General features: G+C 40.2%; 18 protein-coding genes and 1 pseudogene. 2 read left to right on the top strand and 17 right to left on the bottom strand.

Going from position 1 to position 14,919, the window contains the following annotated elements:
- Positions 1 to 51: 51 nt before the first annotated feature.
- The 5 genes from G613_RS0105800 to G613_RS0105780 form a co-directional block, all read right to left on the bottom strand.
- Positions 52 to 732 carry a nucleotidyltransferase domain-containing protein gene (locus tag G613_RS0105800; RefSeq protein WP_029231756.1) on the bottom strand — a complete coding sequence of 227 codons (681 nt, stop codon included), beginning with the start codon at positions 730 to 732 and terminating at the stop codon, positions 52 to 54.
- 309 nt (positions 733 to 1,041) lie between these two features.
- Positions 1,042 to 1,362: a putative quinol monooxygenase gene (locus G613_RS0105795; RefSeq protein ID WP_029231755.1), complete on the bottom strand. Its 321-nt coding sequence runs from the start codon at positions 1,360 to 1,362 to the stop codon at positions 1,042 to 1,044.
- A gap of 13 nt (positions 1,363 to 1,375) precedes the next feature.
- The gene (locus tag G613_RS0105790) at positions 1,376 to 1,789 is read right to left on the bottom strand and encodes an EamA family transporter (protein WP_029231754.1); all 414 of its coding nucleotides are present in this window, start codon (positions 1,787 to 1,789) and stop codon (positions 1,376 to 1,378) included.
- 35 nt (positions 1,790 to 1,824) lie between these two features.
- A complete protein-coding gene (locus tag G613_RS0105785; protein WP_029231753.1) occupies positions 1,825 to 2,382 on the bottom strand; it encodes a rhodanese-like domain-containing protein in 558 nt (185 codons plus the stop codon).
- Between the two features lie 50 nt (positions 2,383 to 2,432).
- A complete protein-coding gene (locus G613_RS0105780) occupies positions 2,433 to 2,744 on the bottom strand; it encodes a hypothetical protein (protein WP_029231752.1) in 312 nt (103 codons plus the stop codon).
- 292 nt (positions 2,745 to 3,036) lie between these two features.
- Between G613_RS0105780 and G613_RS0105775 the strand changes: the two genes are divergently transcribed.
- The gene (locus G613_RS0105775; RefSeq protein WP_029231751.1) at positions 3,037 to 4,266 is read left to right on the top strand and encodes a hypothetical protein; all 1,230 of its coding nucleotides are present in this window, start codon (positions 3,037 to 3,039) and stop codon (positions 4,264 to 4,266) included.
- Positions 4,267 to 4,437: 171 nt separating this feature from the next.
- On the opposite strand, the gene G613_RS19445 is transcribed toward G613_RS0105775, so the two are convergent.
- The 6 genes from G613_RS19445 to G613_RS0105745 form a co-directional block, all read right to left on the bottom strand.
- Complete coding sequence (locus G613_RS19445) at positions 4,438 to 4,611, bottom strand: hypothetical protein (protein WP_155828041.1); 174 nt, start codon at positions 4,609 to 4,611, stop codon at positions 4,438 to 4,440.
- A gap of 19 nt (positions 4,612 to 4,630) precedes the next feature.
- The gene (locus G613_RS0105765) at positions 4,631 to 5,380 is read right to left on the bottom strand and encodes a DUF624 domain-containing protein (protein ID WP_029231750.1); all 750 of its coding nucleotides are present in this window, start codon (positions 5,378 to 5,380) and stop codon (positions 4,631 to 4,633) included.
- A gap of 15 nt (positions 5,381 to 5,395) precedes the next feature.
- On the bottom strand, positions 5,396 to 6,241 hold the full coding sequence (locus tag G613_RS0105760; RefSeq protein ID WP_013282097.1) for a carbohydrate ABC transporter permease: 846 nt from the start codon (positions 6,239 to 6,241) through the stop codon (positions 5,396 to 5,398).
- A 16-nt stretch (positions 6,242 to 6,257) separates the two neighbouring features.
- Positions 6,258 to 7,181 (bottom strand): carbohydrate ABC transporter permease, encoded by a 924-nt coding sequence (locus tag G613_RS0105755; RefSeq protein WP_042258082.1) that lies wholly within the window; start codon positions 7,179 to 7,181, stop codon positions 6,258 to 6,260.
- 153 nt (positions 7,182 to 7,334) lie between these two features.
- Positions 7,335 to 8,780: an ABC transporter substrate-binding protein gene (locus G613_RS0105750; RefSeq protein ID WP_029231749.1), complete on the bottom strand. Its 1,446-nt coding sequence runs from the start codon at positions 8,778 to 8,780 to the stop codon at positions 7,335 to 7,337.
- A gap of 52 nt (positions 8,781 to 8,832) precedes the next feature.
- Positions 8,833 to 10,773: a glycoside hydrolase family 127 protein gene (locus G613_RS0105745; protein ID WP_029231748.1), complete on the bottom strand. Its 1,941-nt coding sequence runs from the start codon at positions 10,771 to 10,773 to the stop codon at positions 8,833 to 8,835.
- A 334-nt stretch (positions 10,774 to 11,107) separates the two neighbouring features.
- On the opposite strand from G613_RS0105745, the gene G613_RS0105740 reads away from it, so the two are divergent.
- Positions 11,108 to 12,121 carry a LacI family DNA-binding transcriptional regulator gene (locus G613_RS0105740; RefSeq protein WP_242662229.1) on the top strand — a complete coding sequence of 338 codons (1,014 nt, stop codon included), beginning with the start codon at positions 11,108 to 11,110 and terminating at the stop codon, positions 12,119 to 12,121.
- Between the two features lie 156 nt (positions 12,122 to 12,277).
- Here the strand turns inward: G613_RS0105740 and G613_RS0105730 are convergent, their stop codons facing one another.
- The 6 genes and pseudogenes from G613_RS0105730 to G613_RS19655 form a co-directional block, all read right to left on the bottom strand.
- A complete protein-coding gene (locus G613_RS0105730) occupies positions 12,278 to 12,514 on the bottom strand; it encodes a GlsB/YeaQ/YmgE family stress response membrane protein (RefSeq protein ID WP_029231747.1) in 237 nt (78 codons plus the stop codon).
- A 27-nt stretch (positions 12,515 to 12,541) separates the two neighbouring features.
- Complete coding sequence (locus G613_RS0105725; protein WP_029231746.1) at positions 12,542 to 12,724, bottom strand: DUF6440 family protein; 183 nt, start codon at positions 12,722 to 12,724, stop codon at positions 12,542 to 12,544.
- Positions 12,725 to 13,044: 320 nt separating this feature from the next.
- On the bottom strand, positions 13,045 to 13,302 hold the full coding sequence (locus tag G613_RS0105720) for a hypothetical protein (protein WP_029231745.1): 258 nt from the start codon (positions 13,300 to 13,302) through the stop codon (positions 13,045 to 13,047).
- Between the two features lie 58 nt (positions 13,303 to 13,360).
- Positions 13,361 to 14,128 (bottom strand): nucleoside phosphorylase, encoded by a 768-nt coding sequence (locus G613_RS0105715; RefSeq protein WP_029231744.1) that lies wholly within the window; start codon positions 14,126 to 14,128, stop codon positions 13,361 to 13,363.
- 169 nt (positions 14,129 to 14,297) lie between these two features.
- On the bottom strand, positions 14,298 to 14,576 hold the full coding sequence (locus tag G613_RS0105710; protein ID WP_029231743.1) for a GNAT family N-acetyltransferase: 279 nt from the start codon (positions 14,574 to 14,576) through the stop codon (positions 14,298 to 14,300).
- Positions 14,577 to 14,624: 48 nt separating this feature from the next.
- Positions 14,625 to 14,919: pseudogene (locus G613_RS19655) on the bottom strand (RNA-guided endonuclease InsQ/TnpB family protein); the annotation flags it as partial.

The raw sequence follows: 14,919 nt of genomic DNA, 5'->3' as shown, positions 1-14,919 counted from the left end.
TTTGCGTGGAATAAAGACTGTATTAAAGTATTCGTCAGTTATGCTGGAATATTATTTGTATCCCGATGTTCTTTTCAAAACATCTTTACACCAATCCAATAATAAATCTATTTTCAGATCCATGTTCTCATAAGTAACATTTTCTGAGAAACATTCCCAAACCTGAAGATCAATACCTTTAACTATAGAAGTCACCTCGTTTTTTTTCTCGATAAAAGTATTATATTCGAGATAATAAAGATTCTGAAGAATAAAGAAAATATCTCTTTTAGCTAATGGCAGTTTATTAACGTTCTTTTCCATTTCAGAATGAATACGTCTATGGCAAAGAATATGATATAAATTTCCGACACTCATCTTGATATAGTTCGCCACATCCTTTTTACTGTAATTCGGCACTATATCATTCAGTTTACCATATATATCCGAAGTGGTATGAAGTACATGGCAGATTTCTTCAGGGAACCAATTCAACAATTCATTCCTTCCGCAGACGAATCCACATGCACGATTATATTCACCAAGTTCTTCCAGTATCTGACGATAAGCATTCAAATCTTTTGAATGTATCTCATCCAATACCAACATAATATCAATGTCGCTCTCAGGCGTAGCTTCGCCTCTAAGATAACTTCCTTGAAGTCCAACATATAAAAGCCTTTTGCCAAACTTCATTTTCAATTCTTCTGTCAATCTTTTCGTATAATCTTCTATATCCACTAGATTATTCATTTATATATCACCTATTATTTGGATAAACTGCATTTGCCACTTTTAACTGAAAATTATATTTTAATGCCATTCTAAGTTGTCTGAAAAAGGCGCATCACCATATACTGTAATGATATAGCTCCCATCTGTCTTTTTCAGCTCACGATACTCGTATTTTGCATCAAATTTGTACCAGTCCCTGTGAACTTTTTACTGCTCGGCTCACTATCCTCATCCATCGTCTCAATCAAAAAACTCACCGGTCTGAATCCATCGTTACAGGAAATCATTGCAGACTTGGGATTCTTACTTTCTTCATAGCGGCTCCTGTCACTTTCTAATAAACATCTCGTCATCGCCAAGCTCATCGCTCACGAATCTCTCCACAGTCATATGAAGATCGTACTTCTCACGAAGCTCTGCAAGCTGCTTCATCATTGGACTTGCATGATGTGCATCAATGGCCGTCTGGTCTGTCCAACTGTCTATCAAAAGAACTGTCTCCGGATCATCAAGTGGCCTAAAATACTGATACCTCAGATTCCCTTTCTCAGCTCTTATAGCATCCGCGATTCCTGACTTTTCCATCTCATCAGCAAAAGCCCTAGCAGAACCATTTTGTCCTTTATAGTACAGATTCACAGTTATCATCTGAACTCCTCCATCAAATTACCATTATCAGTGTCCCTGCTCCAATAAGCACACATCCGATCAAAGACTTCGCCGTAAACTCCTCATGTAAAAAGACAAATGCCAGCACCAGCGTGATTACTACACTCAGCTTATCAATAGGCACTACCTTTGAAGCTTCACCCATCTGCAGTGCTTTGTAATAACACAGCCATGAGGCTCCTGTAGCAAGTCCTGACAGAATCAAAAAGAGCCAGCTCTTTCTACTGATCGAACTTATACCGCCCTGAGCACTTGTTATAAACACCATAACCCAGGCCATTACCACCACAACACAGGTCCTTATCGCTGTAGCCAGGTTAGAATCAACTCCCTCAATACCTACCTTGGCAAGTATTGATGTCAGTGCTGCAAACACTGCTGAAAGAATTGCAAATACAAACCACATATCATTTATCCCCCGCTTACATTACTCTGTAATCTCTATCTGATTTCCTTCAACTCATTTACCGAAGCATTATCCTCCCATGTAACCGGCATTTCTTTTCCATCAATAGAAAGTGTCATAGCTGTCTCTTTTGCCTCCTCTGTAATAACCTCTCCAGTCCAGTCGATAATTCCGCCAAACTCAAAGACATTGGTATATCCCATATCAAAAAGCTTCTGTGCTGCCTCTTTGCTGCGCCTTCCACTCCTGCAATAAACAAGAATTACCTGTTCAAGGTCAGGAAGTTCCGATGGCATGGAATCAACTATGCTTTCGTTAGGAATACATATAGCTCCCGGAATGTGCCCTTCATCATACTCATCCTGACGCCTGACATCAACAATCACATGACCATCATCAATATCCATCATCAGCTTTGCTGTTTCCTGATCAATCTGCGTGTAGCTGTCTTTATCGTTCTTTGACGCAAGAAAAACAGATGTCGGTCCATCAGCGCCACCAATGATTGTTATATCAGATTCAGCTTTAGCTCCACAGCCTGTCATTATCATGGCTAACGTAAGTATCGCCAGCGATAAATATCTTCTTTTCACTTAATTGTCTCCTTAGTCATTACTCTTTTATCTATTCTCATGTATCCCTCTTAACACCCTTTCCTTCCACTTTTATGATCTTCTATAGAGCAGGCATCAGGTGTTCCATATTCAATTAGGCCCACAACCGCAGGATCAAGAGTAATGCTTCCGTCTTCAAGAACAAAGGCCGGTATACCAACATCTCCAATTTCCTTGGAATGATCGAATGCCGGATTGGTATCACGAAGTCTGGTAAAAGCCCCCATATTCCTGATATTTTCGCCAATGTTAATATACTCAAATTCATTCTCACGCCCTATTATCTGCTCATGAATGTAATCGCAGTAGGGACATGTAGGCATTCCGTAAATTTTGATCATTGTTCTCCCTCCATAATGTCATTGTAAATATACCCCAATAAAATCAATACTTTCTTCATATACTTTTAACTTCCCTAATTATATGCAAAAAAGTACTTCGATGCTATATGAGACAACGAAGTACCATCTATATAAATCCCCATGAAATCGGGTTGTTGTGGGAGAAAGGCTACGAACATTTTGGCGCAGCCTTTGTGTGTTATGAAAAAGTGGTGTATCCTTCCGCTGTACCTAAAATGTAGTAAGATATCAATGAAGAATAAAACATTTAAAAATTTAACGGAGTCATTACATGAAAAAGAAAATACTATTTATGGCAATTGCTGCTGCACTTACTTTAAGCGCATGCTCAGGCAAATCCACACCCCCTAATCAGAAAGGCAACTCAGATGCCGTATCAACTGCATCCACTGCGGAAGCAACAACAAATTCAGCTATGATCAGCTCGACAACAGAATCAAATAACAGTTCTGAGGCAGCCTCAAACACAAGTACAGAAGAGCCTTCAGCTGAAGCCAGATACAAACAAGCATACAAAGAAATCATCGAGGCCGATCGTGAAAAGAAAGCATCCCTTGCAGAAGAAGCCTCATATGATGAACTTGCAGAATGCATCGACTGTTACTGGCTATACGATATAGACAAAGATAATATACCTGAACTTCTGATAAGATACGGAGACTGCGAAGCCGCATATCACGGAAAGCTATATTCCTATATTGATGGAGAAGCGAAATTCATAGATGATCTTTCAATGGGACACACTGGATTCTATGCAGTTCCTGATGAAAACGGAATACTCAGCTATTGGGGACATATGGGATATGCAGAATGCTGGAAGCTAACGCTTAATGGCACCGTGCTTAGCTCCGAAGAATTATATTCAGAGGATATCAACGAAAAGATGCAAGCTGGAGAAGACGTCTGGTACAAAGCTTCAAATGAGATTGTACCCGGGGCCTATTACCTGGATTCATATGATTACAACAACACCTATCCAATGGAGATGTATGAGACCATTACAGCTTACGCCAATGGAAAAGAAAAATCTGATTCAGAAAACTACTCTTTTCCCGATAATAACCCGGACTACTACACTGATATTATGCAAAAAGATGTCATGGTTAACGCTGTAGCCCTTGATCAGTTCATGAACACATTAGGGGAAGTACCTTTCAGTAAGCTCTTTGAAGAAAATCAGATATATGACTATGCTCCAGGAGGCCTTACTCCCCTAAAAATCACTTACGCTGATTTAAACGCTGATGGCATATACGAATGCATTTTCTACCTTAACGAAGGAAATAACCCTGAGGATCAGTACATGGATTATAGCGTTATTCTGAGTCTTCAGAGCGACACAGTTTATGCGTATCTGAACTTTTGTCCTTATGAGACCTCCATTACCGAAGATGGCTACTTTATAACTGAGTCCGAGGAGTACGCCAGTGAGCGCTACGTAAAAAGAGTACTCTATGATAGGGAAAAATGTTTTATCTATAGCGTTCCTTCCGAAGATTGAATTATATTAACGCTATGACGATGATATTTTACAGAAAAATCATATCTTTTTCAGTGAAACAATGTTAAGATGAGTTCACTCCATGTAGGGAGCCGTCGAGCACCTACATATCATAAGAAAACAGGGAGACACCAGTTCTGGTTGTTCTCCCTGTACTACGTTTATGTGGGATTACATCATCAATATCTCATAAAGCTCTGGTGTCAGGTACTTCTTAAGAAGCCCATCCGCATCTACGTTCTCCATCATTGCATTGAATCCGCCGATGGTATCTTCTTCAAGTCCTCCCATTGATCCTGGCCTTCTCACTGTAGTTATTCCCACCGTTATATTTGCAGTTCTCACCTAAAAGGCATATCCTCCCCTAAACATCCCTATCAACTCTCCTCCAATATGTGGAAGTGGATGTCTTCACAGCTTCTTCATAAGGATCAGTAATTCTCCGCTTTATCACTGGACATATTATGCTGCAAGAGATCAAGCCATAAAGAGAATTACCAATGATCATTGGCACAAGAATTGAGTACGGCATAAGAGCAAGTATTATGAACAGATAAATTGCTGTATATATAATAAGCTTCAGGCTGCTCTTCCACTCCAGAATAAGGAGTATGGCTGCGTTTCTAATTATTCCTGACAATCCAAGGCGCAGATGAGCAGCCAATACAAAAGTCCATGCTGCAAAAAGAATGCCTATGCCAAATATTGCGCAGCCGGCACCCGTGATGATCACATATGAAGTATTGTCAGAGACAGCTTTAAAGTTTCCCGCAAGGCTCATGAGATAATAGCCATAGAAAATGACTGCAGACTCCATGATGCCCAAGACAAGCTTTTTAATAAAGCCATCTTTAAATTCTGCAAGATAGTCCTCCAGGGTAAAGTCATAACCCTTCAGAAACATTTTGCCGGTAAAGGCGCAAAGTGCTGTCCATGCAGCCGGTATTGTGATTAGAGGAATGCAGCTTATGATAAATACTATATTTATCATGAACAGCTTTCCTGGAAAACTAACAACAAGATATAAGATGCGGAAAAAGCCGTCCTTAGGCGGCTCTTTTTCCACATCGTTTTCTCCAAGATACCATTTCATAAAACGATTCAAGTATTTCATTTTTTCCCCTATATATTAGTTTTTCATACCAGTCAGTACTATACCTTCTACAAAGCTCTTTTGCCCAAATATATAGATTACTATACCAGGCAGAATAGTCATAAAAGTGGCTGCCATAGCCATGGGCCAGTTTGTTCCAAAAGAGCCTGTGAAATTGGTGAGTGCAATGGCAAAAGTAAACTTGCTCATACTGTTAATGTAGATTATCTGCTGGAGCATATCATTCCAAATCTGTATAAATAACATCATTCCAACAACAACTACTGCTGGCTTGATCGCAGGAACAAGAATTGTCCACAATATCCTCATGCGGCTGGCCCCATCTATTGATGCAGCTTCATCAAGGTCCCTGGGGATTGTCATAAGGAACTGCCTGATCAGGAAGATGTTAAAGAATCCTCCACCTGTTAAAAACGGCAGGATCAGAGGCCAATATGTGTCACCAAGTCCAAAGAATTTTGTCCACGCAATATAAAGTGGAATCAGCGTAACCATGCCTGGAAGAAGAATTGTGCTGACACAGATCTTAAATATAAGATTTTTGCCTCTAAACCTTAGTCTGGCAAAGGCGTATCCACAAAAGATGGCAGTAATAACACCAAATGTCACAGCCGGAATGATAATTGAAAAGGTGTTTTTAAAATATGTCCAGTATTCGAAGGTCTGAAGGGTCTTGGTGTAGTTGGACCATAGCCACTCTGTTGGAATAAAGGATGGCGGATAAGCGTTGACCTGCGCAACACTCATAAGTGAAGATCTGAATATCCACCATATTGGAAGGAGTGTCAGAAATGCAAAAAATAAGGCAATCAATGTTACAACTGAGCGGTTTGCCAGTTTCCTTTTTTCTTTTCCTGTCATGTCTGCTCCCCCTTTCTCATGCTTCATCGCTAAAGATGCTATCTTTTTGAGTTACAAATAATACTATTGTAAAAATGCCTACTAGAACAAAGAATATAACTGAAAAAGCTGCTGCATATCCAAGCTTATTTTTTTCAAATCCATACATGTAGATAACATAAGATAAAAACATAGACTTCTTGGCCGGGCCGCCATTTGTAAGGGCTAGAGCCGGATTAACTACCTGCAGATGTGTGATAAGAGCAGTCAATACATTATAAAAAATAATAGGCTTGATGCATGGAATAGTTATGTTCCAAAATCTCTGCCATGAGTTGGCTCCATCTATCTGAGCTGCTTCCTTGTACACAGTAGGTACATTTTGAAGTCCTGCAAGGAATATTACTATGAGATTTCCGCTGGCCCATACTGCGATGAGAACAAGGGCCGGTATTACCTGCCTTGGACTGTCCAAAAATCTCTGGGGTGGAATTCCTAGCATTCTGAAGATGAAGTTAAAGAGTCCATAGTTCTGCTCATAAAGCCATTGCCAGCCTTTGAAAACACCTATTGCCGGTAGCAGATAGGGTATAAAGAAAATAGATCTGAAGATAGTTCTTCCAAAAATATCCATGTTTAGAATAAGTGCTATCACCAGAGAATAGATAACCGCGCCGATAACTGCCAAAAATGCATACAAAAGCGTTGCCTTTACAGCACTTGCAAAATACACATCTTTTGTAAAAATCCTAATGTAATTATCCAGACCCACAAATTCAGGGGTGGACAAACCATTATAGCTAAACAAACTAAGTACAAACACTGCTATGGTAGGAAGATAACTTATAAAGGTGATTCCAAGGAATGCCGGAATCAGGCACAAGTAGGCACATCTTTCCTCTTTTCTATTATATTTGGACTGAGAAGTACGTATTTTTCTTTTGCCGGATGCTCTTTTCATACTCTTCGCCTCGCTTGTACTATATATCCCCGCAACTTCCATTGTATAATCCCTCTCCCCTGATATCAACGCCGGCGAAGGCAGTTATACTGCACTTTTGACCATGTTTCAAAGGCTATAATAAACTGTCTTCGCACGGCAATGTATTAATTGTTAATTATTTGTGCTGAAAATATCATTTAGCTCATCATAATACTCATCGATAGCTTCTTTCATTGTCTGATCCCCAGACCAAACAGCCGAGAATGCTGAATCAAGAGTTGCATTAAACTCGTCTGTTGCATTGATGTAATACCATGCTGTTGACTGAGAATTTTCTCTTGCGTAGTCTACTACTGCACTCTTGTACATATCATGGTCAGGATAATTAGGGTTATCAATCCACTTATTTGTAAATTCATCATCTGTGTACCACTTATCAAGAATAGGCATCCATGTTCCTGCTTCAATAAGTGACCAGCTGTTTTCTTCCTGGTAGTACCACTTGAGCCATGTCATAGCTTCTTCAGGGTGCTTGGTTGTAGCAAATACCACGTTTGGTCCGCCAGTACAAATTGTAACCTTCTCCTTCATGTAAGGAAGAACGCCTACGCCATATTTAAAATCTGCAGATGGTCCAAGGAAGGTTCCAACATTCCAGGTTCCATCTGTAGCCATAACAACCTTCTTGGAACCAAGTGAGGATTCAAGCGCGTTAGCTGCGCTTGTTACAGGAGGTGCACAGTGATAAACATCTGAAAGGTCTGCAATTTTCTGCAGTGCTTCTACTGTTGCATCGTCATTGATAGTACATTCTTTGCCGTCAGCACTATAATATCCGCCACCATTACTCTTTGCCCATACTTCAAGCTGCCATGGAAGAGTGTTAACTGTGCAGCCGTAAACATCAACGTTTGCTGGATCAAAGTCTGGACTTAATGCGTTATTACCGTTGATATCAACTGTGAGAGTCTGAGCTATCTTAACAAATGTATCCCAGTCCCATGCACTGTCTGCACTTGCAGGAGGTGTAAAATCAGCAACATTTAATCCCTGTTTGGAACAGATTTCTTCCAAAAGATCTATGTTGTACCAAAGGGTAAGTACCTCATTGGCTGCTGAATAAGCCACAGGTGTTCCCTGATATTTAAAGGTTATGGAATCAAGAGGTTTGGAATCACCTTCATCGTACATTGAGCTGATGTCTGCAAGTAATCCATTCTCTGCAAATTTTAATACTCCAGCTTCACTCATGATGGCTGTATCAGGAAGTTCTCCTGCTGTAGCCATTGCGTTTAACTTGGTTACATAGGTATCATGGTCAATCTTGATTACTTCTACTTCAATTTCATCCTGGGACTGATTGAACTTATCAGCCACCGCCTGAGTTGCAGCAGTTTCTGTCTCATTGCCCCACTGAGCATAGGTAATATGTACCTTTTCTCCAGTGCTCTCACTAGTTGAAGCAGGTGTCTCTGTTTTAGGTGTCTCTACTGCGTTCTGCGTTGTGTCCTGCGCTTCCCCCTGTGCGCTTTGAGAACTTGCACCACAACCTGTTACCAACATTGCCGTAGTAGTAACAACAGTTAATGCCATGCTCAACAATCTTTTCTTTTGCATACTTGAAATATCCTCCTTTAGAATATTATTTTTCAGCAGTAATGTTCTATCTTTAGATAGAAATATTCTGCCAGACTTCCATCTCTCCAATACCTCTGTTGTTCCAAAAAGCATAGGGAACCGCTCTGATCTTCACAGGCTTCTTAGTAAATCTTGCCTCTCCGTAAAGGCTGCCATCTTCAATACCAACACTCTTAACCCTGTAGCCCTCATACTCTATCGCCGGTACTTCTCCCGGAAATTCTTCATAAGCTTTGCCCTTTAGCAGATTAGCATCAGTGTCCACGTAAATGTCAGATAAGTTCTGTCCATTGTCCGCCTCCTCCAGGCAATAGACCATAGGTCCATGCATTACAGCAACCTTACCTGCATCAGCCCTGACATTGTGGTCTGCTGCCACAAATCTTGGATGAACCCCCATATTAAGCTCAATCCTGTGTTTACCACCCTTAAGAGCAATTACTGCATAGTTATTGTCAGCTATATAGGAAAGCTTTTCACCATCAAGGGCTATCTCCATATCTTTGGCATAGGCCGGAACTCTTATCCTGATATCTGTAGCCTGCAGAGTAGAAATCCTGATATCTACTGTTCCATCTGTCAAAAGAGCTGACTTAAGCTCCACAAATATTTCCTGACCGGAATTATCCACCGAAAGGGTTGATGATATGAACTGATTAATATAGATTCCCTTTTCATCACAAGCATATAAATACTGAGAAAGAGAAGCCAGCGTTCTCGCAAGATTAGGAGGACAGCAGGCAACACTAAACCATTTCTGCCTGACAGGTTTAACGTGATCCATATAGGTATTCTCAGTACAAAACTGCGGAATCATCTCTAATGGATTTACGTAAAAATATCTGTCTCCTTCCAGATTCATAGCTGCCAGAATGGTATTGTACAATACTCTTTCAACTGTATCATAATAGCTTGCATTTTTCTTTAGGGCAGCCATCCTCTGTCCAAACATCATCATTCCCACAGAAGCACAGGTCTCACAATAATTTGTGCTGTTAGGCAGGTCGTAATCTGTGGTAAAGCACTCCAAAAATCCGCTGCTGCCAATTCCTCCTGTGATATACATTCTCTTGCCTACCATGTTATCCCACAGTCTGTCACAGGCTTTTTCCATTTCTTTATCCTGCTGCCATTTTGCCAGGTCTGCCATAGCACTGTACAGGTACATTGCCCTTACAGCATGACCTTCAGCCTCAGTTTGTTCTACTGGAGGTTTCTCTGCCTGTGCATACTTCATAGAATAGTTTCTAAACTCAGGAAAGAACTCAGGGCCTTTTCTGCCATCAATCTCATTCTGCAAATAATTAGGTGCAGTTCCCCTCTGCCTGACAAAATAATCAGCCTGCTTTAAGTACTTATCATCCCTGGTCCACCTATAAAGCTTGATCAAAGCCAACTCAATTTCTTCATGCCCTGGAACTCCAGGAATCTGTCCTTTCTTTGTTCCAAATACCCTGCAAATAAGGTCAGCATTCCTCATTGCAATTTGAAGAAATTTCTCCTTACCAGTGGCCAGTGCATAAGCAACTGCTGCCTCAATCATATGTCCTGAGGTATATAATTCGTGTCCCTCAACCAGGTTTGTCCATTTCTTTTCCGGAGCTGTTATCTGAAAGTAAGTATTTAAATATCCGTCTTTTTCCTGAGCCTTTTCCAAAATATCGATCACCTGATCAATTTTACATTCAAACTGAGTCCCGCTGCCTATTGCAATGCAATAGGCAGCTGACTCTATCCACTTATATAGATCAGTATCAAGAAAAACTACTCCTTGCCGTTCTCCCTCTTGTAGTCCGGCAGCTATACGGAAGTTTTTGATACATCCCGTAGGATCAGTTCCTTCCAGTTCATCATTTAGAGCTTTCCACTGATGAGTCAGCATGACTTCACTTACTTTATTGATATAATGCCCGAATAAAGGATCAGTGACTTTTACCTGCTGAAGTTTCAACGGCCTTATTTCTTTTTCCATGCCCAATGCCCCTTCATATTTTTTAGTTAATAAGCACTCCGTTTTCATCAAAGGTGTACATCTCTCCTTCTAGTTGTGTGCAAAGTTAACGTTTTCCCTTTTCATATATAAAGCTGTAGTCCTCGCTACGACTCATGATTTTCTTGTAACCCATCTCCCAATTTCATTTTAGGTAAACGTTTACCTTAATTTGGATTTTATATTGTTGCATTATATATGTAAATAGCAATTTTCAATAATATTGCGAGCAATTTTTTGGTTGTTTTTTATTAAGAAAACGTTTACCATTATCTTGTAATTAGTATTTTGGAAGTGAGGACGAACTGTGTCTAATATGAAAGACATCGCCAAAAAAGCCCAGGTATCTGTCGCAACAGTATCCAAGGTTTTAAATGGCACCGGAAATATAAGTGAAGAGACCACCAGGAAAATTCTGGAAATTGCTGAGGAACTTAATTATCATCCCAACCTCTATGCCAGAAATCTAAAAACTGGTTCCAGCAGGACAATTGGGATCCTTGCAGAGGACCTTACCGTATTCAACACTCCTCCAGTAATAGACGGCATTGGAGCCTGTTGTGAAGAGAAGGGTTATCGTTATCTCTTGGAAAATCTTCGCATAAACACTCTTGGTATTGATCCTGACAATGATAAGGATAGATACTCAGAAATCAAAAACAATGCAGTTTCACACATGAGTTCCATGCAGGTTGATGGAATTATTTATCTTGGCTGCCATTCTCACAGAGTAGTACCAAGCATATTTGAAAACAATATTCCTTTCGTATGCGCTTACTGCATTTCTCCATCCCTTGCGATTCCTTCTGTTTTGTATGATGATCAGCACGCCGCCTATGAAGCAGTTTCTCTTCTGATCAAAAAAGGGCACAAAAAAATAGCCACCATAACTGGCAAAGTAAGCAGTGTTCACACCAGATGGCGACTAACAGGTTATCAGGAATCCTTATATGATCATAACATCCCCTACAATCCCGGGTATGTAGTAAATGGTGATTGGTCAAGAGACAGTGGCTACAACGCCACCAAGAAACTTATCAAGCAGCATGTGACTGCTATTTTTTCTCATAACGATGAAATGGCCATGGGCGTAATAGATGCCTGCAATGATGCCGGGATTCAGGTTGGCAAGGATATTGCACTTATTGGATTTGATAACAGGGAATTATCAACAGTGTGTCGTCCAACACTCACAACTGTTGAACCCCCTCTTTTTGATATCGGCTACAAATCAGCCGAAGGCTTGATTTCAAAAATTGAACATAAAGAAGACATTCTGCGAGGCGAAGTGCGACTTCCTTGCAGGATAATAGAAAGAGATTCTACCTGAGAGCTTATATGGACTACTTGTCACTTTGCAATGAAAAAGAACTGAAGATGATCAAACCATATATCGAGAAGTTCATAGAGAAAAAAGCTGAAGATTAATCATTATCATTAAAAAAGTGACCCATGAATTCATTGATTCATGAGCCACTTTATATTTTTATGAAAAGAGCTTTCTTCCAGCCCAGATGCAGATGCAAGCACCTACTGTTGAAACAATAAGGCTGCCAATCAATCCTGTAGCAGTAAATCCGAGAAGCTTAAACACAAGGCCTCCAACAAATCCACCGCCGATACCAAGAAGTATATTCTTGATAGTTCCTGACGTTTCACTCATAAGCTTGCTGGCAATGAATCCAGCGATTGCACCAAGTATAAGTCCCCAGATAAGATTCATAGCATTTCCCTCCATTCTTCGTAAATGTTATCTATTTGCAACTGGACTGATTACCGGCTTACCATCCCTGTCCAGTAAAGGGGTAAGTCCTCCGGAATATCCGCTGACATGATACAAGTAGTTTACGCCTGTATCCTTGTCAACCCAGATCTCAGTAACATTAACTGCTCCTTGAGTGTAAACTTTTTCAAATCTTGTATTCTTTGCCATAACTTTGTCCTCTTTCTCAACCGTGCTCTTTATAAATATCTGGTTGATGATATCATTATATTTGAGACGATATTGCGAATATATATCAAAGTACGTGCCTGGAAAGATCATATTCCACCATTTTAGCGAAATATGCCAGTAAGACTGCTGGTTAGACCAAGAAAGGACTGTATACATGAGTGGGAACAATACAGAAAACAGTAAAAAAAATAAGAGCAGCATTTCTGCAGGAGCAACTGCACTGATATCAGTACTTGCTGTACCAGTTACGCTGCTTGCAGGGCTACTCTTATCCAATCGCAAGAGAAAGTAATCACCATTTACTTGTCAGAAACTTCCATATTGTTCCCACAAGTCTTCTGAGACATTCTGGAAGAATCTTCCTTTCTTTCTTCTGGCTCCTTAATTATAGTAGGCTCAACTGTAACTTTATGCCTTTTAAGAACAGGCTCACCATTTGCATCTTCTGTGAATTTGATAGTCCTTTTTGAGGCAGTTATTATCTCCTCAATCTGCTCAATTCTATGATATCCCCCAAAACACCTTTTGTCAGTTAACGCGTAGTATAAATTTTTCAAGCCCCAAACCGGTATTCCTTTTCATCCTTTTCGTTTGTCACAAGCCCAAACGACTCTATTAGTTGTAATCTCTCAAAATATCCAGTCCAAGCAATAATGCTTTTTCATGCGATCCTGTACCAAATGACCTGGCATCATACTCATGCACATTAGCCAATGAATCAGCAGTAAATAGGAACTGACCAAACTTTGCTCCGCGTTTCCTGCAGCATGCTGCAAGAGCTGCGCATTCCATCTCAACTACTGAACAGCCTTCCTCAAGGCGGTATTTCACCATTTCTTTTGTTTCCCTGAAAAAACCATCTGTAGACCAGGTTGTACAGGTAACAAACGGAAGCCCATGCTTTTTAAATGAGTTCTCGATAGCAACTATCGGTTCCTGATCAAGCTCAATATATCGGGATGCCGGAAGATAGTGATATGAAGTACCTTCGGCCCTGAGTGCCTTTACGGGGACAATGAAGGCATCCTCCGGAAGATCCGCAAGAACTCCGCACGAACCTACTGCAATTACCTTCTTACAGCCACAGTTAACAAGCGTATCAAGGACCTGCGTAGCTGATGCAGAGCCTATAGGTGACTGAACCAGGCAGATATCCTCTTTTTCTTCATGAAGAACATATATCTTTATATTGTGAGAAACGGTGATTAGCTCTTCAACCATATCCGCATTATTGTCTTTGGCGTATTTATGAACAACATCTCCAAGAAATGCAAATAAACACTTCTCTGGCAATCCTTCCGCCGTCCAGTCATGATCAGGAGATATAACTTCCGATGAACTGTCATCATATTCCAATAATGGTATTTCATTTTTTATTATCATGATTGTCTCCTCCTGGATGTAAAAAAATAGATCTTATCAAAACTATCTTTAGCTTGATAAGGTCTTAATATACTTGTTCAATGAATCTAAAAAGTTTATAGATTCATCATATAGCACGGCCTCATCTTGCATGATAAACATCTGGACTATTATCCTGAAAATACGAGTTCTATTCACTATACATACAAATGGTTCCTTGCGACAATTTAAAACCATTTTTTTCATAGAACTTAGCCGCAGGTGCATATTCACTTGTGTAAAGAACAACTCCTGCAAATCCCTCTTCTTTACTATATTCTAATACGGCATTTAATAATTGCCTTCCAATTCCTTGTCCTTGTCTTTTAGGCAATACTGCCATCTCATTGATATATACTTCTTTTTTACTTCCTGATAACTTACATACTGCAAATATACATCCAATTATCGTGTCGTCTTCTTCATACACATATCCTATGAACTACCCTCACCGGCTCCACGTCGGAAAGGGTTTCTGTTATGCCGCATGGCGGCATGAACCTGTAGGATGCTCTATGCATCCTGCAGAACAGGGCATGTCCACTATGCCCCTATCCCATTGGCTTACCTTTGGGAATACTTTCCTTAAGATGTTTGCAGCTCCATTTATGTCTGCATTTGTTATTGTACCATCGTAGTGCCTGTAAAGTCCTCTCTGTATCCTCTTTCCTGAGAAAAAGTGGTTTCCTGAACTGTTCTTTTTATGCACAGGGATATAGTCTTTTGCAAGAAAGTCTGCCTTTGATGTGTAGCTTTCTTCCGTGAGAACAAAC

Origin of the sequence: Butyrivibrio sp. VCB2006 (assembly GCF_000420945.1) — a bacterium.
Classification (GTDB): Bacteria; Bacillota; Clostridia; order Lachnospirales; family Lachnospiraceae; genus Butyrivibrio.
Note: the sequence above shows the minus strand (reverse complement) of the source record. Positions and strands in the feature narration are given on the sequence as shown.